Origin of the sequence: Botrimarina sp., from assembly GCF_040219535.1 — a bacterium.
Taxonomy (GTDB): Bacteria; Planctomycetota; Planctomycetia; order Pirellulales; family Lacipirellulaceae; genus Botrimarina.
Map to the genome: position 1 here is coordinate 37,016 of NZ_JAVJSH010000016.1, position 20,121 is coordinate 57,136.

A 20,121-nucleotide genomic window follows, 5' to 3' on the forward strand; every position below is an offset into this window, starting at 1 on the left:
GCCTACTGCCGACTCCCCCTCCGCTCGCTCCAAACGGGCCCGTCGGGGTAGCGGTACTCGGCGAGCGACTCGGCCTTGATTCGCGCGCTGTAGCCCGGCGCCGTGGGGGGCATGTAGCGGCCGCGGCGGACCACGCAGGGGTCGACGAAGTGCTCGTGCAGGTGGTCGACGAACTCGCACACGCGGTTCTCCAGGCTGGCGCCGATCCGCACGTAGTCGACCATGATCAGGTGGTTCACGTACTCGCAGAGGCCCACCCCGCCCGCGTGGGGGCAGACCGACACGCCGAACTTCTTGGCCAGCAAGAGCACGGCCAGCACCTCGTTGACGCCGCCCAGGCGGCACGAGTCGATCTGGCAGAAGGAGATCGCCTCCTGCTGCAAGAGCTGCTTGAAGACCACGCGGTTCTGGCACTGCTCGCCCGTGGCCACACCGATCGGCGCGATCGCGCGGGCGATGGCCGCGTGGCCGACGACGTCGTCCGGCGAGGTCGGCTCCTCGACCCACCACAGGTCGAACTCGGCCAGTTGGCGGACCCACTCGATCGCCTCGGGCACGTCCCACCGCTGGTTCGCGTCGACCATCAGCCGGCGGTCCGGGCCGATCTCTTCGCGGATGATCGCCGCGCGGCGGCGGTCGTCCTCCAGGTCGGCGCCCACCTTGAGCTTGAACGTGTCCCACCCGTCGGCCAGCGCCGCGCGGCACAGCGAGCGGATCCGCTCGTCGGAGTAGCCGAGCCAGCCCGCGCTGGTCGTGTACGCGGGGAAGCCGTCGCGGAGCAGTTCCGCTTCGCGGTCGGCGCGGCCGGCGTCGTTCTGCTCGACGAGGCGCAGCGCCTCGTCCGGCGTGAGCGCGTCGGTCAGGTAGCGGAAGTCGACGCAGCTCACCAGCCGCTCGGCCGGCATGTCAGCCAGGAGCTTCCAGACCGGCTTGCCCTCGGCCTTCGCCCACAGGTCCCACAACGCGTTGACGACCGCCGCGGCCGCCAGGTGCACGACGCCCTTCTCGGGCCCCAGCCAGCGGAGCTGCGACTCGCTGGTGAGCCGCCGCCAGAAGCCGGCGAAGTCGGCGGTGATCTCTTCGAGCGACATCCCCACGACCATGTCGCAGAGGATCCGCGCCGACGCGACGACCACGTCGGTGCCACGCCCCAGCGTGAACGTGAGGCCGTGGCCCTCGGCCTCGCCGCCGGCGCGGAGCACCACGTAAGCGGCCGAGTAGTCCGGGTCCGCGTGCATCGCGTCGGAGCCGTGCGCCTCGTCGGACGTGGGGAAGCGCAGGTCGACGATTTCGTAATCGCTGATCGCAGGCAGGCCGCTCAACACACGCCCTCCGGACAAAGGCCGTAGACCTCGCACGCCACGCCGCCCATCAGGCGGCTACGCTCGCTCGGCGAGAGCGGGGCGGCCCAGTCGTCGATGATTCGTTTCCAGTCCTCGTAGCCGCTCGCCAGCAGGCACACGGGCCAGTCCGAGCCGAACATCAGCCGGTCCGGCCCGAACGACTCGAGCGCCGCGTCGAGGCACGGCAGCAGGTCCTCTCTACGCCAGCGGGTCCAGTCGGCCTCGGTCACCAAACCGGAGAGCTTCGCGTAGACATTCGGCCGCTGCGCGAGTTCCCCCAAGCCGCGGCGCCAGCCTTGTAGCTCGCCGCTGTTGATCGGCGGCTTCGCCAGGTGGTCCAGAACGAACGGCTGCGACGGGTGCCGGTCGACGAACTCGGCCGCTACGCCCAGGTGCCGCTCGAAGACCAGGAGGTCGTACACGAGCTCGAAATCCAGCAGCGCCGCCACGCCGCGGTTGAAATCCTCCCGCAGCAGGAAGCGGTCGTCCGGCTCGTCCTGCACCACGTGCCGCACGCCGCAGAGCTTCGGGTGGGCCAGCTCGGCGAGCCGCTCGCGCGCGTCGGCCGCGGCGAGAGGGGCCCAGCCGACCACGCCGGCGATCCATGGAGCGTCGTCGGCCAACGACAGCAGCCACTTCGTCTCATCGACCGTCTGCCGCGCCTGCACGCTCACGGCCGCGTCGACGCCGGCCGCGTCGAGCACCGCGCGCAGGTCGCCGGGCGCGAAATTGCGCGCGATCCCCCCCATCGACTCGGGGTCGATCCAGCCGTACTCGTCGGGCGAGTAGTCCCAGAAGTGGTGGTGGGCGTCGACGATCATCGGAAAGCGGAGAGCGGAGAGCGGAATGCGGAAAGGGGAAATGGGAAAGGGGAAATGGGAATGCGGAATGCGGAATGCGGAATGCGGGGAGAGTTTGGGAGCGAGCTGGTCCCGCTTTCCACTTTCCGCTTTCGAACGAAATTGGGGAACCGCCAGCCGGCCGCGGTGGAATCTCGGTTGCGCCCCCTACGCCGACTCGAGGATCAGGTTCGCGTACTGCGTGGTGTCGCCGGTGCGGATCAAGCCGGTCGCGGTGGGCACGCGCCGCTTGAACTCGTCGTGCGGCTCGCGCGTCAGGCGCACGCCGTCGAGGGCTTGGTCGAACCGCGCGACGGTCGGGGCGTCGTTCTCTCGGACGAACTCCTCGGCCATCCACGCGGCGCCGACGACGAAGTTCTCGCGGATCGCGGCGAGCACGTCGAGCACGCGCGGCAGGTCGTCGACCAGCGACAGGTCGACCGTCTCGAGGCCCGGCCACGACGGGAAGCCCCGGTCGGCGATCACCAGCGTGTTGGTGTGCCGCACCCGCGCGAGCAGCGAGTTGATATGCGGGTTTAGGATGCCCCGGACGAGCATGGCGGCCTCACACAGGCGAGGAGGTTGGGTCGATCAGGCGGCGGGTCTTGAGCTCTTCCCAGAACGCCTGGGGCGGCGGCGACCGCATCACGGCCACGTCCGACGCGATCCGCTCCGGCCGGCTGCTGCTGATCGCCAACGCGACCACGCCCGGCGGCGACACCGCGAAGTGCATGCAAGCGGCGGCCGGCTCGACGCCGTGCGTGCGGCAGACCTTGAAGAAGCGCTCGCGCCAGGCGAGGCGCTCGAGGTCCTCGGGGTTGCTGGGCGACTGCTTGTGGTAGTCGAAGAAGTCGCCGCCGACCAGGAAGCCCGAGTGGAACACGGCCGAGTTGATCGCCGGCACGCCCCGCTCGCGGAGCGAGTCGACGAACGCGAGCAGCTCCGTGGGGTGGCTGTAGAGGGTCAGGCTGTTGGCGATCATCACCCAGTCGAGGTCGACCCGCTTGTCGACCTCCACGATCGTGCGCCAGTCCTTCGCGCCCACCCCCACCGCGTCGGCCTCGCCGCGGTCGCGCAGCTCGGCCAGCGCGCGGTACGCGCCCTGGATGTCGTCCCAGCGGCGGAAGCGGTCGTCTTCGTCGGCCGCGGCGGCCAGGTACTCGTCCGGGTCGTGCACGGAGAGCAGCCGCGCCGCGTACGGCTCGCCGAGCAGCTCGTTTCCCTCCTCCCAGCAGCGGAGGATGCCGTCGTAGGAGATCTGCTGCTCGGCGTCGTGCTGTAGTCCGTGCCAGATGCCGCGCTCGAACAGCGGCTCGTCGCCCTCCAGCGGCTTGCGGACCCAGCCGAGCTTGTTGCTGATGACGACCTCGTCGGCCGCCACGCCCAACTCGCGCAGGTTGCGGCCGATGCACTCCAGCGCGAGCCCGGCGCCGTACTTGCCGGCCGTGTCGATGTGGACCGGCTTGGGCACGCTCTGGATCCACGCGCGGGCGATCGCCAGCTTCTGCTCGTCCGGGTACGCGGCGAACAGGTTGCCGAGCGTCGCGCTGCCGAAAACGATCGGCGGCAGGTCGGGCGCGTGGCGTGTCGGGGCGGCCACGTCAAACGGCCTCCCGGCGGCCGCGCGTCGCGTGCACCGCCGCGCCGTAGATCGCCACCATCACGAAGCAGCCCAGCGGCAGAACGAACGAGTAGCGGACCGACTCGAGCGTGCGGCCCATGAACTGGATATCGCCCTGGTCGATCAGGTAGCCCTGCAGCGGCGGCATCAGGGCGCCGCCGACAATGGCGAAGATCAGTCCGGCCGATCCGAGCTTCGCGTCCTCGACGGTCAGGCCGTCCAATGCGATGCCGTAGATCGTCGGGAACATCACCGCCATGCAGCACGAGATGGCGATCAGGCTGTAGAGGCCGTAGTAGCCCGGCAGGAAGATAGCCCCCGCGGTGAACAACACGCCGCCGCAGGCGAGCAGTGCGAGCAGCAGGCTGGCCGACACCCGCCCCAGCGCGGCGGTCCAGACGAAACGGCTGCAGAGGAACAGCACCATCGCGCAGATGTTGTAGTTCTGCGCCTCGGCGGCTGACAGGCCTAGGAGAGTTACTCCGTAGTGGATGATGAAGGTCCAGCAGCAGATCTGCGCGCCGACGTAGACCCCCTGCGCGACCACCCCGCCCACGTAGCGGAACGAGGACAGGTTTCGCAGCACTTCTGTCAAATGGATCGGCGCCTCGTTTTGCGCCGGATCGGGCATCTTGGTAACGGCAAACACGACCGCCAGCGCGATCACCACCAGGGCGATCACCACGTACGGCCCGCGGATCACGGCCAAGTCGTGCGACTGCATCTGGCGGTGTTCGGACGGGTTCTCGGCGGCGTACTCTTTCAGCTCTTCGGTGATCGCTTCGTCGATCTCGGCCGGCAGCATCGACGCGTACTCGGGGTGCGCGTCTTTCTCCGCGGCGCGGAACTCGGAGACCGCCAGGAAAGGCAGCACCAACTGACTCGACACGATCATGCCGATCAGCGAGCCGGCCGGATTGAACGCCTGCGACAGGTTGAGCCGCCGGGTGGCGGTCTCCTTCGGCCCCATCGCGAGGATGTACGGGTTCGCGCTGGTCTCGAGGAACGCCAGGCCGAACGTCAGCACGTACAGCGACACCAGGAACAGCCAGAACTGCATCGAGTAGCTGGCCGGGATAAAGAGCAACGCTCCGACCGCGTACAGCCCCAGCCCGATGAGGATGCCCGCCTTGAACGAGATCTTGCGGATCGCGAGCGCGGCCGGGATAGCCATCGTCGCGTAGCCGCCGTAGAACGCGAACTGCACGAGCGACGCCTGCCAGGTCTTGATCAGGAAGATCTCCTGGAACGCCTTGACGAGCGGGTTCGTGACGTCGTTCGCGAAGCCCCACAGCGGGAACAGCAGCGTCACGAGGATGAACGGCCACAGCCGCCCGCTGGGGAGCAGCTTCGCGCGGCCGCCGGCGCCCTGGGCCGGCGGGTCGTCGGGCGTCAGGCTATCGGCGTCGGGCTCTATCACGGCGGCGCGATTGGCAAGGCAAAAGAGAAGGGTCGCCGCGTAGCCTCCCGGGCGGGCTCCGACGGGGAGGGTGATTGTGGACAGAATGCCCGCGGCAAGGTAGGGGCGGCTCGCAAGAACCGCTCCGTTCGTCCAAAAAGGAGTCCGAGAAGCAACTCCTTGCGGTCCCCGCCGTCGCGGCGCGGGGCACACTCAATCTCGGGAGTACTGCGCGAAAATGGATTGGCAAGACCTCCGGCGCCGACTCGACGGGCCGCCCCGCGCGGGGCAATGGCGGCACGCGCAGGTCGAGGAGGAACTCGACCGCCTAGAGAGCCTCGCGCGGCAAAGCCGCCCCGGCGCGCGGCTGGAGCGTTCGCCGCTGGGTCTGTCCGGCGAGGGGCGGCGGGTCGACCTGGTCCGCGTCGGGCGGGGGACCAAGCATGTGCTTGGGTGGACGCAGATGCACGGCGACGAGCCGACCCACACGTCGGCCGTGTTCGCGCTGCTCGACCTGCTGATTCGCCAAGCCGACGATCCCGCGTTCGCATCGATCCTCGAGCGCTGCACGCTCTGGTTCGTGCCCCTGCTCAACCCCGACGGCGCCCAGCGCGACAGCCGCTACAACGCGGCCGGCATCGACCTCAACCGCGACGCCCGCCACACCGCGACCGCCGAGGGGCGGATGCTCAAGCAGGCGGCCAAGCTCGTCGCGCCGGAGTACGCGCTGAACCTCCACAACCAGAACCACCGCAAGCGCCCCGCCGGCGACCCGCGGCCAACGCGGATGGCGGTCCTCGCGCCGCCGGTCGACGCGTCGCTGGTCGGCCGGGCCGGCAGCCAGCCCCCGAACCTGGCGGCCGCCAAGCGCCTGGCCGGCGCGATCGCCGAGGCCGCTTGCCCGCTCTGCGAAGGCCGGCTCACGCGCTACGGCGCGGATTACACTCCGACGGCTTTCGGCGAGTGGTTCCAAGCGTCGGGCGCGACGACCGTGCTGCTCGAGTCGGGCGGCATCCAACACGGCGACTCGCCCACCGCCGAGGAGCTGCAGCTCTTCTCGCTGCTCACGGGCCTGAGCCTGATCGCCCACCCCGAAACGATGCCCACCGACAGCAGCGCGTACACGCGGCTCAAGGAGGTCGCGAGCGAGCCGCTGTTCGACGTGCTCGTCCGCGGCGTGTGGCTCGCGCGGCCGGGCGAACCGCGGCCCGCAGGGGTCGACCTGGGGATCAACTACCCCAACCGCTCGGCGGCCCGCCCCGACGCGACGGACGGCGTCGTTGAGGACTTGGGCGATCTGGCGGATCGCTACGGGATCGAGGAGCTAGACTGCCGCGCGACGCCGCACGCGGTCGCTCTGCCCCTGCCAGCGGGCGCTGTCCCGGAGCCGACCGACGGCGCGCCCGTCGATTATCGCGCGATCGGCCTCGAAGCGGCCCAGAACAGCGCGAGCGGCACGGTACGCCGCGGCGCGCCCGCGGACCTCGTTATTGCGCAGGTGGGTCGCTCCGGCGCGGTGGATCGATTGCTGGCGGTGATCGTCGCGGGTAGGCTCGCCTGGAATGACAGCCAGCCGGCGGGGCAGGGCGGGGCCTAGGTCGCGTCGCTGCTGCCGAACGGCTGTCGCATCGGGCTCGATCCCTCTGCCGCCTGCGGGGCTCTGCTGTGCTATTGGACCGCGTTTGGTTCTGGTTGCTTACGGTCGGCGTGCTGTACGGCCTGGGCAAGGCGGCCCTGTCCGAGCCGGATCCGCCCCCGCCTGCCCCCCCGCCCGCCGCCGTTGAGCAAGCGGAGGGCGCCGAGCCCCCCGAGCCGGTCGCCGACCGCTGGGCGATCACCCAGCGGGGGCAAGAGCTGACCGACGCGGCGATCGACGCCGCGCAGCTGGCGGTCGAGATCTGCTTGCAGCTGATCGGCGTGATGGCGCTGTGGCTGGGGATGCTCGAGATCGCCAAGCAGGCGGGCATGGTCGATGCGCTCGCGCGGCTGCTCGAGCCGGTCATGCGGTGGCTGTTCCCCGACGTGCCCACGGGCCACCCCGCGCAAGGGGCGATGCTGATGAATATCTCGGCGAACATGCTCGGCCTGGACAACGCGGCCACGCCGTTCGGCCTGCAAGCGATGCGCGAGCTCGACAAGCTCAACCCGCACGAGGGGACCGCCACCAACGCGATGGCGACCTTCCTTGCGATCAACACCAGCAGCGTGACGCTGCTGCCGATCTCGATCATCGCCCTCCGCGCGGCCGCCGGCAGCGAGTCGCCCGCGTCGCCGATCGGCGGCATGTTCCTCGCGACTTGCGTGAGCACCGGCGTGGCGATCTTCACCATTCGAACGCTGCAGAAGTGGCCGCGTTACGCGGTGGCGCCAGCCGACACGCCGCCGGACGGGACCGAGGAAGAAGCGGAGGGCGCCACGCCATGATCGACGTGTTCCGCGCGGTGCTCGACGCGGTGAGCCAGTGGTCGATCCCCGGCCTGATGCTCCTGATCGTGCTCTGGGGCCGCGCCAAGGGCGTGCCGATGTACTCGGCGTTCGTGACCGGCGCGAAGGAAGGCTTCAACGTGGCCGTGATGATCATCCCCTACCTGGTCGCGATCCTGGTGGTGGTGAAGGTGTTCACCGCGAGCGGCATCTTCGAAGACATCAAGACCGTCGCCGCCTGGGGCCTGTCGACCGTCGGCGCCGAGGAAGCGGCCGAGGGGCTCGAGCTGCTCCCGCTGGCGCTGATCCGCCCGCTGTCCGGCGGCGGCGCGCGGGGCGTGCTGGTCGAGATCTTCGACACCCACGGCCCCGACAGCCTGCTGGGCCAGATCGCGTCGCTGATGATGGGGAGCACCGAGACCACCTTCTACGTGATCGCCGTGTACTACGGCGCGGTCCAGGTCCGCAATTCGCGCCACACGCTCCCCGCGTGCCTGGCGGCCGACGCGGCCGGCGCGATCGCGGCCGTGCTGGTCGGCCTGCTCTTGTTCGCTTAACGCGCCGGGGAGTGGCGTTGAAACCGCTCATTCGCCGTTTTGCCCACGAATCAATCGAATCTGCGCGAATAGAAAAGTGATAATTGTCTGGTGAGAGGTCCGATCGCGGCGCCCCGTCGATTCGCGTTGATTTGTGAGATTCGTGGGCAGACGAATCACCAGACGGGTTTGCCCTTGGTGCGAGTCAAAGGCTTACGCTTCTGCGATGAGTGAACCTCTCAAAGCCCCCGCGCTGTGTCCCGGCGACACGGTCGCTATCGTCGCGCCGGCCAGCAGCCCGAAGCGCGAGCAGCTCGACCCGGCGGTCGCCGCTTGGGAGGCGGCCGGCTTCCGCGTGCGGGTCGGCCGCGACCTGTGCGACCCGCAAGACTTCTTGTCCGCGGACGACGACACCCGCGCCCGTGAGCTCAACGCCGCGCTGCGTGACCCGGAGGTCCGCGCGGTGGTCGCCGTGCGCGGCGGCTACGGCCTCGTGCGGGTACTCGATCGGATCGACTACGCCGCGCTGGCGGCCGACCCCAAGGTCATCGCCGGCTACAGCGACCTCTCGGCGCTGCACGCTGCGGTGTGGCGCCGCACGGGGCTCGTGACCTTCCATTCGCCCAACGCGATCGACCTGCCGGCGAGCGTGTCGCGCAACCCGGCCGACGGCGAAACCCTGCTGCGGCTCGCCTGCGGCGACGCGGCCGAGGGCGTTTCGACCGCCGACGCGGCCCACGCCGGCGCGGTCGCCGCGTCGGTCAACCGGCCCGGCGTGGCCCGTGGGCGGCTGGCCGGCGGCAACCTGGCCGTGATCGCCGGCCTCGTCGGCACGCCGTGGCAGGTGGACCTCGACGGGGCGATCTTCGCGATCGAGGAGATCGGCGAGGCGCCCTACCGAGTCGACCGGTACCTGGCCCAGTTCCGCCTGGCGGGGCAGCTAGAGCGGGTCGCCGGCGTGGCCGTTGGGCATTTCACCGACTGCGGCGAAGGCGACCCTCAGGAGCTGACCCGTGTGCTGGAGCACTACCTGGGCGGCCTCGGCGTGCCGGTGTTGACCGGCCTGCCCTTCGGGCACGCGCAGCCGAACCAGGCGCTGGCTTTCGGCGCGAGATACCTGCTCGACGCCGGGCGGGGCGAGCTGCGGCGGCTGGAGCCGGCCGTCGGGGGGCGGGGCTAGCTGCGCGTAACGGCGAAGCACTTGCGCGGCGACCCGCTTAAGGGGGCTGCTGCCCGCTAATAGGATCGTCTGGTAGGCTCGGCGGAGCGTTTCGCTCTCCCCAAGCCCGCCGCCCGCCTGCCCCCAAGCGCCCCCGAGAATGAGCAACCAGCCTCGCCGGATCGTCCTGCTGACCGATGGGAAGGGCGACCCGATCTCCGCCAAGACCGCGGTCAACGTGCTGCGCTACCGGGGCGAGCAAGCGGTCGCCGTGCTCGACCGCCAGAACGCCGGCAAGACCGCCGAGGAGGTGCTCGGCGTGGGGGGCCAGACGCCGATCGTCGCGTCGCTCGCCGAGGCGCCCGACGCGAACACGCTGATGGTCGGCGTCGCGCCGGCCGGCGGGAAGGTCCCGCCCGAGTGGATGCCGACCTTCAAGGAAGCGATCGACCGCGGCATGGACCTGGTGTCCGGCCTGCACGACTTCCTCGGCGAGGTCCCCGAGCTGCGCGACGCGGCCGCCGAGAAGGGCGTGTCGATCTGGGACGTGCGCAAGAACCGCGAGCGCGACGTGGCCACCGGCGAGCCGTTCCGCGAGGGCTGCCTGCGGCTGCTCACGATCGGCAACGACTGCTCGGTCGGCAAGATGCTCGCCGCCCTGGAGGTGGCCAACGACCTGAAGGCGCGTGGCGAGAACGCGAAGTTCCTCGCGACGGGCCAGACCGGCATCATGATCGAGGGGGACGGCATCCCCATCGATTGCGTGGTCGCCGACTTCATCAACGGCGCGGCCGAGAAGCTCGTCCGCCAGAACGAGCAGCACGACATCGTCGTCGTCGAGGGGCAAGCCACGATCGCCCACCCGCGGTACTCGAGCGTGAGCCTCGGCCTGCTGCACGGCTGCCGCCCCCAAGGGATGATCCTCGTGTACGAGGCCGGTCGGCCCCACATGAACGGCCTGCCACACGCGCCGCTGAGGCCGCTGAAAGAGATCGTCGAGGCCTACGAGTCGGCCGCCGCGCTCTTGCAGTGCTCGAAGGTCATCGCGGTGGCGATCAACAGCCGGCGGCTCAGCCCGCGCGAGGCCTGCGACGAGGCGGCCCGCGTCAGCGACGAGCTGGGCCTGCCCGCCGTGGACCCGATCCGCGACGGCCCAGGCGTGCTGTCCGATGCGGTGCTCGCGCTGCGCGACGAGCTGTTCGCCCCCTCCGCCGGTTGACCCCGCCCCCGGCTAAACCAGCCCCGCCGCGTATGCCCGAGCTCCGCTACCGCCCCTACGAGCTGCCGCTCCGCGAGACGTTCACCATCTCGCGCGGGTCGACCGACGTGCAGCCGACGATGATCGTCCAGTTGGGCGAGCGCGGCTGCTACGGCTACGGCGAGGCGACCACCAACCGCTACTACGGCGTCACGCTCGACCGGATGGCCGACGCGCTGGAGCGCGTCCGCCCCGCCATCGAAGCGACCCCCGCCGAGCGGCCCGACGAGCTGCTCGCCGCCGTCGGCCACACGCTCCGCGCCGAGGGCCCCGACGCGTTCCCCCTGTGCGCGATCGACCAGGCGGCCCACGACCTGTGGGGCAAGCTGGCCGGCAAGCCGCTCGCGGAGCTGTGGGGCCTCGACCGCACGCACGCGCCGCTGTCGAACTACACGATCGGCATCGACACGATCCCGAAGATGGTCGAGAAGCTCCAGAAATGGAGCGACTGGCCGATCTTCAAGATCAAGCTCGGCACGGACAACGACCTCGAGATCGTCCGCGAGCTGCGCCGCTGCACCGACGCGGTGTTCCGCGTCGACGCGAACTGCGGCTGGTCCGCCGACCAGGCGATCGACTACTCGGCCGAGCTGAAAGAGCTGGGCGTCGAGTTCATCGAGCAGCCGCTGCCGGCCGAAGACACGGCCGGCGCCGAGCGGGTCTTCGCCGGCTCGCCCCTGCCGGTCGTGGCCGACGAGAGCTGCGTGGTCGAGGCCGACGTCGCGCGCTGCGCGGGCCGATTCCACGGCGTGAACGTCAAGCTCATGAAGTGCGGCGGCCTCGCGCCCGCGCGGCGGATGCTCGAGGAGGCCCGCGGGCTGGGCATGAAGACCATGGTCGGCTGCATGACCGAATCGACGGTCGGCATCTCGGCGATCGCGCAGCTGCTGCCAATGCTGGACTACGTCGACATGGACGGCGCCGCGCTGCTCGCCAGCGACATCGCCGCCGGGGCCGAGGTGGTCCGCGGCGAGTGCCGCCTGCCCGACGCTCCGGGCTCTGGCGTGCGGCTGCTCGACGGACCGCTTTAGAAGACCCCGCAGAGAGAGAACACCCCCACCGATCGCGACCGACCTATGACAAAGCCCCTCCCGATGCTCGCCCTGCTGCTCGCGTGCGCCCTCGCGACGGCGGAGGATTCCAAGGGCGATCCCAGCGAGTCCGACGTGCTGCAGAAAGAGATCGCGTCGCTCTTCGACCGGCACCGCGGCCGAGTCGCCGCCGCGGTGAAGAACCTCCAGACCGGCGAGTCCTACGAGTGGAACGCCGACCGGGTCATGCCCACGGCCAGCCTGATCAAGCTGCCCGTGATGATCGAGGCCTACCGGCGGGTCGACGCGGGCGAGCTCTCGCTCGACAAGCAGCTCACGCTCGCCGAGGAAGACAAGGTCCCCGGCTCCGGCGTGCTCACGGAGCACTTTTCCGCCGGCGTGAAGCTCCCGCTACGCGACGCGATCCACCTGATGATCGTCTACTCGGACAACACCGCCACGAACCTGGTGATCGACCAGATCGGCATCGGCTCGACCACCGAGCTGATGGACGAGCTCGGCTACCCCGAGACCCGGCTCAACGCGAAGGTCTGGCGCCGCGACCTGTCGATCGCGCCGGAGCGGAGCAAAGAGTACGGCTTGGGGAGCACCACCGCGGCCGAGGTGGTCGGCCTGCTCACGGAGCTCTATGGGAAAGAGGTCGCGTCCGATGAGTCGTGCGACGCGATGCTCGGCCACCTACGCGCGTGCCAGGACGACAAGAAGGTCCGCCGCTTCCTGCCGGACGGCGTGAAGGTCGCCAACAAGACCGGCGCGGTCTCCGAGTCGCGCACCGACGCGGGCGTGATCGAGTCGAAGGCCGGCCCGATCGCCTACTGCCTGCTCACGACCGACAACGACGACACCGGCTGGTCCGACGAGAACGAGGCCGAGCTGCTCGCCGCCGAGTTCGGGCGCCGGGTCTACGCGCACTTCGTCGGCGACACCGACGAGGACGCCGTGCCGGCCGCCCGCGTGCTCGCCGTCGGCGACGACGGCGACCTGGTCGCCGACCTGCAGCGGACGGTCAACGCCAAGCTCGACGAGAAGGACCGCATCGGCGTCGACGGCGACTTCGGCCCCGCCACCGAGGGCGCGGTCAAGAAGTTCCAAGAGCAGGCCGGCCTCGAGCCCTCCGGCCGGGTCGACATGGCCACGTGGCGCGCGCTGGGGCCGCTGGTAGAGGAGGACGACCCGCCCCCCTCGTCGGCCGAGCCGGCGCCGCTCGCGGAGCTCGAGCCGGCCGACCCGCTCGACGGGCCGCCGGTCGTCACCTGCAAGGCCTACGCGATCGCCGACGGCGACACCGGCGAGGTCCTCTGGGGCTACAACGACGCCGAGCCGCGCGACCCGGCCAGCACGACCAAGATCATGACCGCGTACACGGTGCTGAAGCTCGCCGAGAAGGACCCGTCGGTCCTCGACGAGGAGATCGTCTTCACGAAAGCGGCCGACGACACGTCCGGCTCCACCAGCGACGTCCGCGCCGGCGAGAAGCTCACCGTGCGGCAGTGCCTGTACGGGCTGATGCTCCCCTCGGGCAACGACGCCTCGGTCGCCCTCGCCGAGCACTTCGGCGAACGGGCCGAGCCCGACGACGACGACGACGACGACGACGACGACAAGGACGAAGAAGAGGAAGGGGACGAAGAGGACGAAGAGGACGAGGACGACGACGACGACGACGACGAGGACGACGATTCTCCCCTCGCCGAGTTCATCGAAGCGATGAACGACCACGCCGAGCTCCTCGGCATGGACGAGTCCCACTTCGAGAACACGCACGGCCTCACCGCCGACGGCCACCAGCTCTCGGCCCGCGACCTGGTCAAGCTCGTCCACGCCGCGCGCCAGCTGCCGCTGTTCCGCGAAATCACCGGCACACGCCGCGAGTCGGCCACGCTCGACTCGGTCACCGGCTACCAGCGCAATGTCGTCTGGAACAACACCAACCGGCTGCTAGGCATCGAGGGCTTCGACGGCGTGAAGACCGGCACCACCGGCCGGGCCGGCGCGTGCCTGGCGTCGACCGGCGTCCGCGACGGCAAGCGACTGATCGTCGTCGTGCTCGGCTCCTCGTGCAGCGACGCCCGCTACGCCGACAGCCGCAACCTCTACCGCTGGGCCTGGCAAGAACTACTCTCGGGCGACGGAGACCCCAATGACCAGCAATAATCCCCGCCGCGCCGCCGCCCTCGCAGCGCTGCTGCTGCTGACCACGAAGCCGCCCGCGATGGCCGAAGACCGCGAGCCGATCGTGCTGACCGACGCCGCCCGCCGGCTGCACGGGGCCGCGTTGGTGATCGACGGCCACAACGACATGCCCTGGGAGGTCCGCACGCAAGGCGACTCGTCGTTCGACAGGATAGACATCTCCCAGCCCCAGCCCACGCTGCACACCGACATCCCGCGCCTGCGCGAGGGGGGCGTCGGCGCTCAGTTCTGGAGCGTCTGGGCGCCGGTCTGGACCGCGCGGCGCGGCGCCGCGTTGACCACCACGCTCGAGCAGATCGCGCTGGTGAAGCAGATGATCCGCCGCTACCCGGACCACTTCACACTCGCCCTCACCGCCGACGACATCGACCGCGCCCGCGGGCAAGGCAAGATCGCGTCGCTGATCGGCGTGGAGGGGGGCCACTGCATCGAGAACTCGCTGTCGGTCCTCAACCAGCTGTACGAGGAGGGCGCGCGCTACATGACGCTCACCCACTCCGACAGCCTCGACTGGGCCGACTCCGCGACCGACAAGGAGCGGAGCGGCGGCCTGTCGCCGTTCGGCGAGCAGGTCGTGCGGGAGATGAACCGCATGGGCATGATGGTCGACCTGTCGCACGTGTCGGCCGACACCATGCACCAAGCGATGCGGGTCTCCGACGCGCCGGTCATCTTCTCCCACTCCTCGGCCCGCGGCGTGGCCGACCACCCGCGCAACGTGCCGGACGACGTGCTCGCCCGGCTGCCGGAGGAGGGGGGCGTCGTCATGGTCAACTACTTCTCGGCGTTCGTCGTGCCCGACTCGGCCAGCATCAACAAAGAGCGCCTGGCCAAGCAGCGCGAGCTCGAGGCCCGCTACGGCGACGACCAAGACGCCATCCGCCGCGAGCTCGACCGCTGGGCCAAGGACAAGCCCTCGCCGCGCGGCACCATCCACGACGTGCTCGACCACATCGACCACATCGCCCGGGTCGCGGGCATCGAGCACGTGGGCCTCGGCTCCGACTACGACGGCGTCAGCATGCTCCCCGAGCAGCTGGAGGACGTGTCGACGTACCCCTACATCACCCAGGGCCTGCTCGACCGCGGCTACAGCGAAGAGGAGGTCCGCGGCGTGCTCGGCGAGAACCTGATGCGGGTGTTCCGCGCGGTGGAACGTGTGGCCGAGGAGACCGACCAGCGATGAGCCCCCTCTTTGCCAGAACGCTCCCTCTCGGCGGCGCCGCGCTCGTTGCGGCGGTGCTGACCGTCGCCGCCACGGCCGCGCCGACAAAGCCCAAGGCCCTCCGCCCCGGCGACACGATCATGATCGTCGCGCCGGCCGGCGAGCTGATCGAGGACCGCATCCGCTTGGCCGCCCAGCGGCTCGAGGAGATGGGCTTCCGGGTGATCGTGCCCGACGACCTGTTCCGCCGCCGCGGCTACCTGGCCGGGACCGACCAACAACGCGCCGACGAGCTGATGCGCGCGTTCACCGACCCCGAGGTCGACGCGATCTTCCCCGGCTCCGGCGGCTACGGCGTGACGCGCATGCTCGACCTGCTCGATTGGGACGCCATCGCCGCCAATCCCAAGATGGTCATCGGCTTCAGCGACATCACCGCGCTGCACCTGGCGATCGCCGCCAAGGCCGGCTTCGGCACGTTCCACTCGCCCAACCCGCAGTGGGGGCTCGGCTCGGACGGCGGCATGCCCCCGTTCGCGGCCGAGCACTTCTGGCGCGTGCTGCTCGCTTCGGAGAACGGCGGCGCTGCGGGCGTCGTTTACGAGCAGCCCGACGGGCTCGGCCCGCGGGTCTGCCTGGCCGGCGGTCAGGCGCGGGGGCGGATGACCGGCGGCAACCTGTCGCTGCTGGCGGCCCTGACCGGCACGCCCTACGCGGCCCAGACCGACGGCGCCGTGCTGTTCCTGGAGGACGTGCGCGAGGCGCCCTACCGGGTCGACCGGATGCTCCGCCAGCTCGAGCAGTCCGGCGCGCTCGACTCGCCGGCGGCCGTGGTGCTCGGCCAGTTCCGCGGCTGCGACGCCGGCGACGACGAGTCGAGCCTCACCCTGCACGAGGTCTTCGCGGACTACTTCGCCGACGCCCCTTACCCGGTGGTCGCCAATTTCCCAGCCGGCCACGTCGAGCAGAACGCGACCCTCCCTTTCGGGCGCGAGTTCCTCGTCGACGGCGACACGGGCCGCGTGGAGCTGCTCGAAACGCCGGTCGAAGTGGACTGAAGCGGTCCCGGCGCCCCCGCCGGAGCCCTCCAACGCGCCCCGCAGCGCAACCGTTTAACGCGGCCGCGCAGAACCGCCCCGCCGGTCGTTGATGCCCCGCCGCCGAGCAATAGACTGAGGGGCATGAACGCCACCGAATTCTTCGATCACCTGTGGAAGGACTACACGTCCTCCACGCCCCAGGCCCAAGTCATCCACGACGCGTTCGTGCGGCGTGGCGACAAGGTGGTCAACGACCACGTGGCGTTCCGCACGCTGGCGCTCGAGCCGATCGGCCTCGAGGCGCTCGAGCCGCACCTTTTCGCGGTGGGCTACAAGCGGTACGAGCCGTACGAGTTCCCCGAGAAGAAGCTCCGCGCGTGGGGCTACACGTCCGACGCCCCGGAGGCGCCGCGCGTGTTCCTCTCGGAGCTGCTCACCGACCAGCTGTCCGACGCGTCGGCCGCGATCCTCCGGCGGATGGCGAGCGAGGTCGACCCCGGGCGGGTCGAGTCGCCCGACGTGCTGTGGTCGGGCCGGCTGTGGTCGCCGGTCACCCTCGACGAGTACGAGACCCTCCGCGCCGAGAGCGAGTACGCCGCGTGGATGGCCACGATGGGCATCCGGCCGAACCACTTCACGATCAGCGTCAACGACCTCGACTCGGCCGACAGCGTCGAGGGGGTCCTCAAGGTGGTCGAGGAGCTGGGCTACGGCGTGAACGACTCGGGCGGGCGGGTGAAGGGCTCGCCCGAGCAGCTCCTGGAGCAAGGGTCGACCCTAGCCGACAAGGCGCCGACCCAGTTCGCCGGCGGCGAGACGCGCGACACGCCCACCTGCTACTACGAGTTCGCGAAGCGATACCCGGACGAGAACGGCAAGCTGTTCCAGGGCTTCGTCGCCACGAGCGCGTCGCGCATCTTCGAGTCGACCGACGCGAAGTAAACAGCCCTCACTTGGTGAGCCGGCGTTCTTGCGGCCCACTGGCGTAAGTACCGACTCGAGCATCACCGCAGACGCATAGGGGACCCAGAGATCGCTGTTGCAGAGCGGCGACCTTTGCGGTGAGACCAGTCGGCTCGACAACTTATTGGTCGCTCCCCGACGGCCGCGGCTCTGCGAGACAACCCCCGTGCTCCCCGCGCCCGCGCGGGGAACGAACACCCCGAAGCCCCGCCTCCTGCCTCCCGCCTCCCGCCTGGGGACTCCCTTGAGCGACAAACTGCCCATCGCGATCCTCGGCGCCGGCAAGATCGGCCGCGCGATCGCCCGCTACTTGCACACGAGCGGCCACTACGACGTGCTGCTCGGTGACCACGTGCAGGCGGCGCTGGACTCCGTCCACAGCGAGACGCCCGTCGCCACCCAGCGGGTCGAGGTCTCCGACACGTCGGCCCTGGCCGGTTTCCTCAAGGGCCGGCGCGCGGTGATCAGCGCGTGCTCGTTCGACCTCACGCCGCCGATCGCGATGGCCGCGTCGGAGGCCGGCTGCAGCTACTTCGACCTCACGGAGGACGTCGCCGCCACGCGCTTCGTGCGCGACGCGGCCTCCAAGTCGAAGGAGGGGCAGATCTTCATGCCGCAGTGCGGCCTCGCGCCGGGCTTCATCAGCGTGCTCGCGGCCGACCTGTGCCGTCAGTTCGACGAGCTGCACACCGTGAAGATGCGGGTCGGCGCGCTGCCGCTCTACCCGACGAACATGCTGAAGTACAACCTGACCTGGTCGACCGACGGCCTGATCAACGAGTACTGCAACCCGTGCGAGGCGATCCGCGGCGGCCGCAAGATCGACCTGCAGCCGATGGAGGGCCTCGAGCGGTTCGCCCTGGACGGGGTCGACTACGAGGCCTTCAACACATCCGGCGGCCTCGGCACGCTGTGCGAGACCCTCGAGGGCAAGGTCACCGACCTGGACTACAAGACCGTCCGCTACGTCGGCCACCACTACCTGATGACCTTCCTGCTGCACGGCCTGCACTTCGAGCGCCGCCGCGGTCTGCTCAAGGAGCTGATGGAGGAGTCGATCCCGACCACCGTGCAAGACTTGACCCTGGCGTTCTGCACCGTGACCGGCCGCCGCAACGGCCGCCTTGAGCAAGCGGCGATCGCCCGCAAGGTGTACCATGGGGCGATCGCCGGCGTTCCGGCCAGCTCGATCCAGATCACCACGGCCAGCAGCCTGTGCGTGGCGGTCGACCTGTGGCGGCTAGGCAAGCTGCCCCCGACCGGCTTCGTGCGGCAAGAGGACATCCGCCTGGCCGACTTCCTCGCCAACGAGTTCGGCGAGCCGTTCGCTCTAGCGACCGACGTGACCACGCCGATCTCTGTCAAAGACGCCCCGGAGCCCATCGCATGACGCCCGCCCAACGCGACCTGTTGCCCGCCTCGGGGGGATCGGCGGCGCCCGGCGTCGCGATCGGCGGGGACTACGCGGCCGGCGGCGGCGAGCGGTTCTCGCCGGTCTCGCCGATCGACGGCGCCGCGACGATGCCCGTCGGCCAGGCCGACCGGTCCGACGTCGGCCGCGCGATCGCCGCCGCCCACGAGTCGTTCCTCGCCTGGCGCTCCCGCCCCGCGCCGGCCCGCGGCGAGTTGGTCTACGAGATCGGCCGCCGCGTCCGCGAGCAGAAGAAGCAGCTCGCCGAACTGATCACCCTCGAAGCCGGCAAGATCGTCGCCGAGGCCGAGGGCGAGGTCCAAGAGTGGATCGACATCTGCGACTTCGCGGTCGGCCTCTCCCGCCAGCTCTACGGCAACACCATCGCCAGCGAGCGGCCCGACCACCAACTCATCGAGAGCTGGCGACCGCTCGGAGCGGTCGGCGTGATCTCCGCGTTCAACTTCCCCTGCGCGGTTTGGGCGTGGAACACGATGGTCGCCCTCGTGTGCGGCGACCCGGTCGTGTGGAAGCCCTCCGAGCAAACCCCGCTCACCGCGCTCGCCTGCCACAAGGTGCTCGTCGAAGCGGCCGAGGCCCTCGGCGACTGCCCGCCCGCGCTGTCGTCGGTCGTGATCGGCGCGAAGGAGGTCGGTCAGGCGCTGGCCGAGGACCCGCGGCTGCCGCTGGTCTCGGCGACCGGCTCCGTGCCGATGGGCCGCGCGGTCGCGCAGGTCGTCGGCGGCCGGCTCGGGCGGTGCCTGCTCGAGCTGGGGGGCAACAACGGGATGATCGTCACCCCGTCGGCCGACCTGAAGCTCGCCGAACGCGCGATCGTGTTCGGCGCGGTCGGCACGTGCGGCCAGCGGTGCACGTCGCTGCGGCGGCTGTTCGTGCACAAGTCGATCTCCGCCAAACTCGTCGACCGGCTCAAGGGGGCCTACCAAGGCCTGCCGATCGGCGACCCGCGCGACGCGTCGACCCTCATCGGCCCGCTCGTCAACCAGCGTTCGGCCGGCCAAATGCAGGCCGCGCTGCAGCAGGCCAAGGACGAGGGGGGCGAGGTCCTCTGCGGCGGCGACGCCGTCGACCCCGGCGCCGGCGGCGGCTGCTACGTGAAGCCCGCCATCGTGCGGATGCCCGAGCAGTCGAGCGTGATGCACGCCGAGACCTTCGCGCCGATCCTCTACGTGGTCGAGTACGACCAACTCGACGAGGCCATCGCGCTGCACAACGCGGTGCCCCAAGGGCTCAGCTCGTCGATCCTCACGACCGACGTGCGCGAGGCCCACACGTTCCTCGGCCCCGATGGCTCGGACTGCGGCCTGGTCGGCGTGAACATCGGCACCTCGGGCGCGGAGATCGGCGGCGCGTTCGGCGGCGAGAAAGAGACCGGCGGCGGCCGCGAATCGGGCTCCGACGCCTGGCGCCAGTACATGCGCCGCAGCACGGCCACGATCAACTACGGCAGCGAGCTGCCCCTGTCGCAAGGCATCAAGTTCGGCTCCGACTGACGTGGAGGGGGCGAGGCTTGAGGCTTGAGGCTTGAGGGGTGAGGGGTGAGGCCCGAGGCCGTGAGCCGGCGAGGCTGGCGGCATGGTGGGGCGCTAGTCGGTGGGAGGGGTCTCCAGACCCCGATGACGCGCTGCCGAAGCAGGGCGGCTGGCGCGCCCAAATCGGCGACGGATTCGGGGCAGCTTCTCCGAGCCGACAGCCGA

General features: G+C 70.3%; 17 protein-coding genes. 12 read left to right on the top strand and 5 right to left on the bottom strand.

Annotated elements, in window-relative coordinates:
* Positions 1 to 2: 2 nt before the first annotated feature.
* From RIC11_RS08135 to fucP, 5 genes are all read right to left on the bottom strand, one after another.
* Positions 3 to 1,322 (bottom strand): enolase C-terminal domain-like protein, encoded by a 1,320-nt coding sequence (locus tag RIC11_RS08135; protein WP_350210133.1) that lies wholly within the window; start codon positions 1,320 to 1,322, stop codon positions 3 to 5.
* Positions 1,319 to 2,164 carry an amidohydrolase family protein gene (locus RIC11_RS08140; protein ID WP_350210135.1) on the bottom strand — a complete coding sequence of 282 codons (846 nt, stop codon included), beginning with the start codon at positions 2,162 to 2,164 and terminating at the stop codon, positions 1,319 to 1,321. Before RIC11_RS08140 ends, RIC11_RS08135 begins: the two co-directional genes overlap by 4 nt.
* A 186-nt stretch (positions 2,165 to 2,350) precedes the next feature.
* Positions 2,351 to 2,740 (bottom strand): RbsD/FucU domain-containing protein, encoded by a 390-nt coding sequence (locus tag RIC11_RS08145; RefSeq protein ID WP_350210136.1) that lies wholly within the window; start codon positions 2,738 to 2,740, stop codon positions 2,351 to 2,353.
* Between the two features lie 7 nt (positions 2,741 to 2,747).
* Positions 2,748 to 3,782: an aldo/keto reductase gene (locus RIC11_RS08150; RefSeq protein ID WP_350210138.1), complete on the bottom strand. Its 1,035-nt coding sequence runs from the start codon at positions 3,780 to 3,782 to the stop codon at positions 2,748 to 2,750.
* 1 nt (position 3,783) lies between these two features.
* The gene (fucP, locus tag RIC11_RS08155; protein WP_350210140.1) at positions 3,784 to 5,223 is read right to left on the bottom strand and encodes an L-fucose:H+ symporter permease; all 1,440 of its coding nucleotides are present in this window, start codon (positions 5,221 to 5,223) and stop codon (positions 3,784 to 3,786) included.
* A 217-nt stretch (positions 5,224 to 5,440) separates the two neighbouring features.
* On the opposite strand from fucP, the gene RIC11_RS08160 reads away from it, so the two are divergent.
* From RIC11_RS08160 to amaB, 12 genes are all read left to right on the top strand, one after another.
* Entirely contained in the window at positions 5,441 to 6,799 is a 1,359-nt protein-coding gene (locus tag RIC11_RS08160; RefSeq protein WP_350210142.1) for a M14 family zinc carboxypeptidase, read from the top strand.
* Positions 6,800 to 6,867: 68 nt separating this feature from the next.
* Entirely contained in the window at positions 6,868 to 7,626 is a 759-nt protein-coding gene (locus RIC11_RS08165) for a nucleoside recognition domain-containing protein (RefSeq protein WP_350210144.1), read from the top strand.
* Entirely contained in the window at positions 7,623 to 8,183 is a 561-nt protein-coding gene (locus RIC11_RS08170; RefSeq protein ID WP_350210146.1) for a spore maturation protein, read from the top strand. The genes RIC11_RS08165 and RIC11_RS08170 overlap by 4 nt, the downstream gene beginning before the upstream one ends.
* A 205-nt stretch (positions 8,184 to 8,388) precedes the next feature.
* Entirely contained in the window at positions 8,389 to 9,342 is a 954-nt protein-coding gene (locus RIC11_RS08175; RefSeq protein ID WP_350210147.1) for a S66 peptidase family protein, read from the top strand.
* 139 nt (positions 9,343 to 9,481) lie between these two features.
* Complete coding sequence (locus tag RIC11_RS08180) at positions 9,482 to 10,540, top strand: N-acetyltransferase DgcN family protein (RefSeq protein WP_350210148.1); 1,059 nt, start codon at positions 9,482 to 9,484, stop codon at positions 10,538 to 10,540.
* A 32-nt stretch (positions 10,541 to 10,572) separates the two neighbouring features.
* A complete protein-coding gene (locus RIC11_RS08185; RefSeq protein WP_350210150.1) occupies positions 10,573 to 11,610 on the top strand; it encodes a dipeptide epimerase in 1,038 nt (345 codons plus the stop codon).
* 45 nt (positions 11,611 to 11,655) lie between these two features.
* Positions 11,656 to 13,785 (top strand): serine hydrolase, encoded by a 2,130-nt coding sequence (locus tag RIC11_RS08190; RefSeq protein ID WP_350210151.1) that lies wholly within the window; start codon positions 11,656 to 11,658, stop codon positions 13,783 to 13,785.
* A complete protein-coding gene (locus tag RIC11_RS08195) occupies positions 13,772 to 15,010 on the top strand; it encodes a dipeptidase (RefSeq protein WP_350210152.1) in 1,239 nt (412 codons plus the stop codon). The genes RIC11_RS08190 and RIC11_RS08195 overlap by 14 nt, the downstream gene beginning before the upstream one ends.
* The gene (locus RIC11_RS08200; protein WP_350210154.1) at positions 15,007 to 16,047 is read left to right on the top strand and encodes a S66 peptidase family protein; all 1,041 of its coding nucleotides are present in this window, start codon (positions 15,007 to 15,009) and stop codon (positions 16,045 to 16,047) included. The genes RIC11_RS08195 and RIC11_RS08200 overlap by 4 nt, the downstream gene beginning before the upstream one ends.
* 123 nt (positions 16,048 to 16,170) lie before the next feature.
* Positions 16,171 to 16,971 (top strand): DUF1338 domain-containing protein, encoded by an 801-nt coding sequence (locus tag RIC11_RS08205; protein WP_350210156.1) that lies wholly within the window; start codon positions 16,171 to 16,173, stop codon positions 16,969 to 16,971.
* Positions 16,972 to 17,236: 265 nt separating this feature from the next.
* Entirely contained in the window at positions 17,237 to 18,382 is a 1,146-nt protein-coding gene (locus tag RIC11_RS08210; RefSeq protein WP_350210158.1) for a saccharopine dehydrogenase family protein, read from the top strand.
* A complete protein-coding gene (gene amaB, locus RIC11_RS08215; RefSeq protein ID WP_350210160.1) occupies positions 18,379 to 19,917 on the top strand; it encodes an L-piperidine-6-carboxylate dehydrogenase in 1,539 nt (512 codons plus the stop codon). The genes RIC11_RS08210 and amaB overlap by 4 nt, the downstream gene beginning before the upstream one ends.
* Positions 19,918 to 20,121: the final 204 nt, after the last annotated feature.

Coding starts and splice junctions, on each gene's coding strand:
- RIC11_RS08205 (WP_350210156.1), top strand. CDS start 16,171: ATGAACGCCACCGAATTCTTCGATCACCTGTGGAAGGACTACACGTCC.
- RIC11_RS08175 (WP_350210147.1), top strand. CDS start 8,389: ATGAGTGAACCTCTCAAAGCCCCCGCGCTGTGTCCCGGCGACACGGTC.
- RIC11_RS08190 (WP_350210151.1), top strand. CDS start 11,656: ATGACAAAGCCCCTCCCGATGCTCGCCCTGCTGCTCGCGTGCGCCCTC.
- amaB (WP_350210160.1), top strand. CDS start 18,379: ATGACGCCCGCCCAACGCGACCTGTTGCCCGCCTCGGGGGGATCGGCG.
- RIC11_RS08140 (WP_350210135.1), bottom strand. CDS start 2,164: ATGATCGTCGACGCCCACCACCACTTCTGGGACTACTCGCCCGACGAG.
- RIC11_RS08170 (WP_350210146.1), top strand. CDS start 7,623: ATGATCGACGTGTTCCGCGCGGTGCTCGACGCGGTGAGCCAGTGGTCG.
- RIC11_RS08200 (WP_350210154.1), top strand. CDS start 15,007: ATGAGCCCCCTCTTTGCCAGAACGCTCCCTCTCGGCGGCGCCGCGCTC.
- RIC11_RS08145 (WP_350210136.1), bottom strand. CDS start 2,740: ATGCTCGTCCGGGGCATCCTAAACCCGCATATCAACTCGCTGCTCGCG.
- RIC11_RS08180 (WP_350210148.1), top strand. CDS start 9,482: ATGAGCAACCAGCCTCGCCGGATCGTCCTGCTGACCGATGGGAAGGGC.
- RIC11_RS08185 (WP_350210150.1), top strand. CDS start 10,573: ATGCCCGAGCTCCGCTACCGCCCCTACGAGCTGCCGCTCCGCGAGACG.
- RIC11_RS08195 (WP_350210152.1), top strand. CDS start 13,772: ATGACCAGCAATAATCCCCGCCGCGCCGCCGCCCTCGCAGCGCTGCTG.
- RIC11_RS08160 (WP_350210142.1), top strand. CDS start 5,441: ATGGATTGGCAAGACCTCCGGCGCCGACTCGACGGGCCGCCCCGCGCG.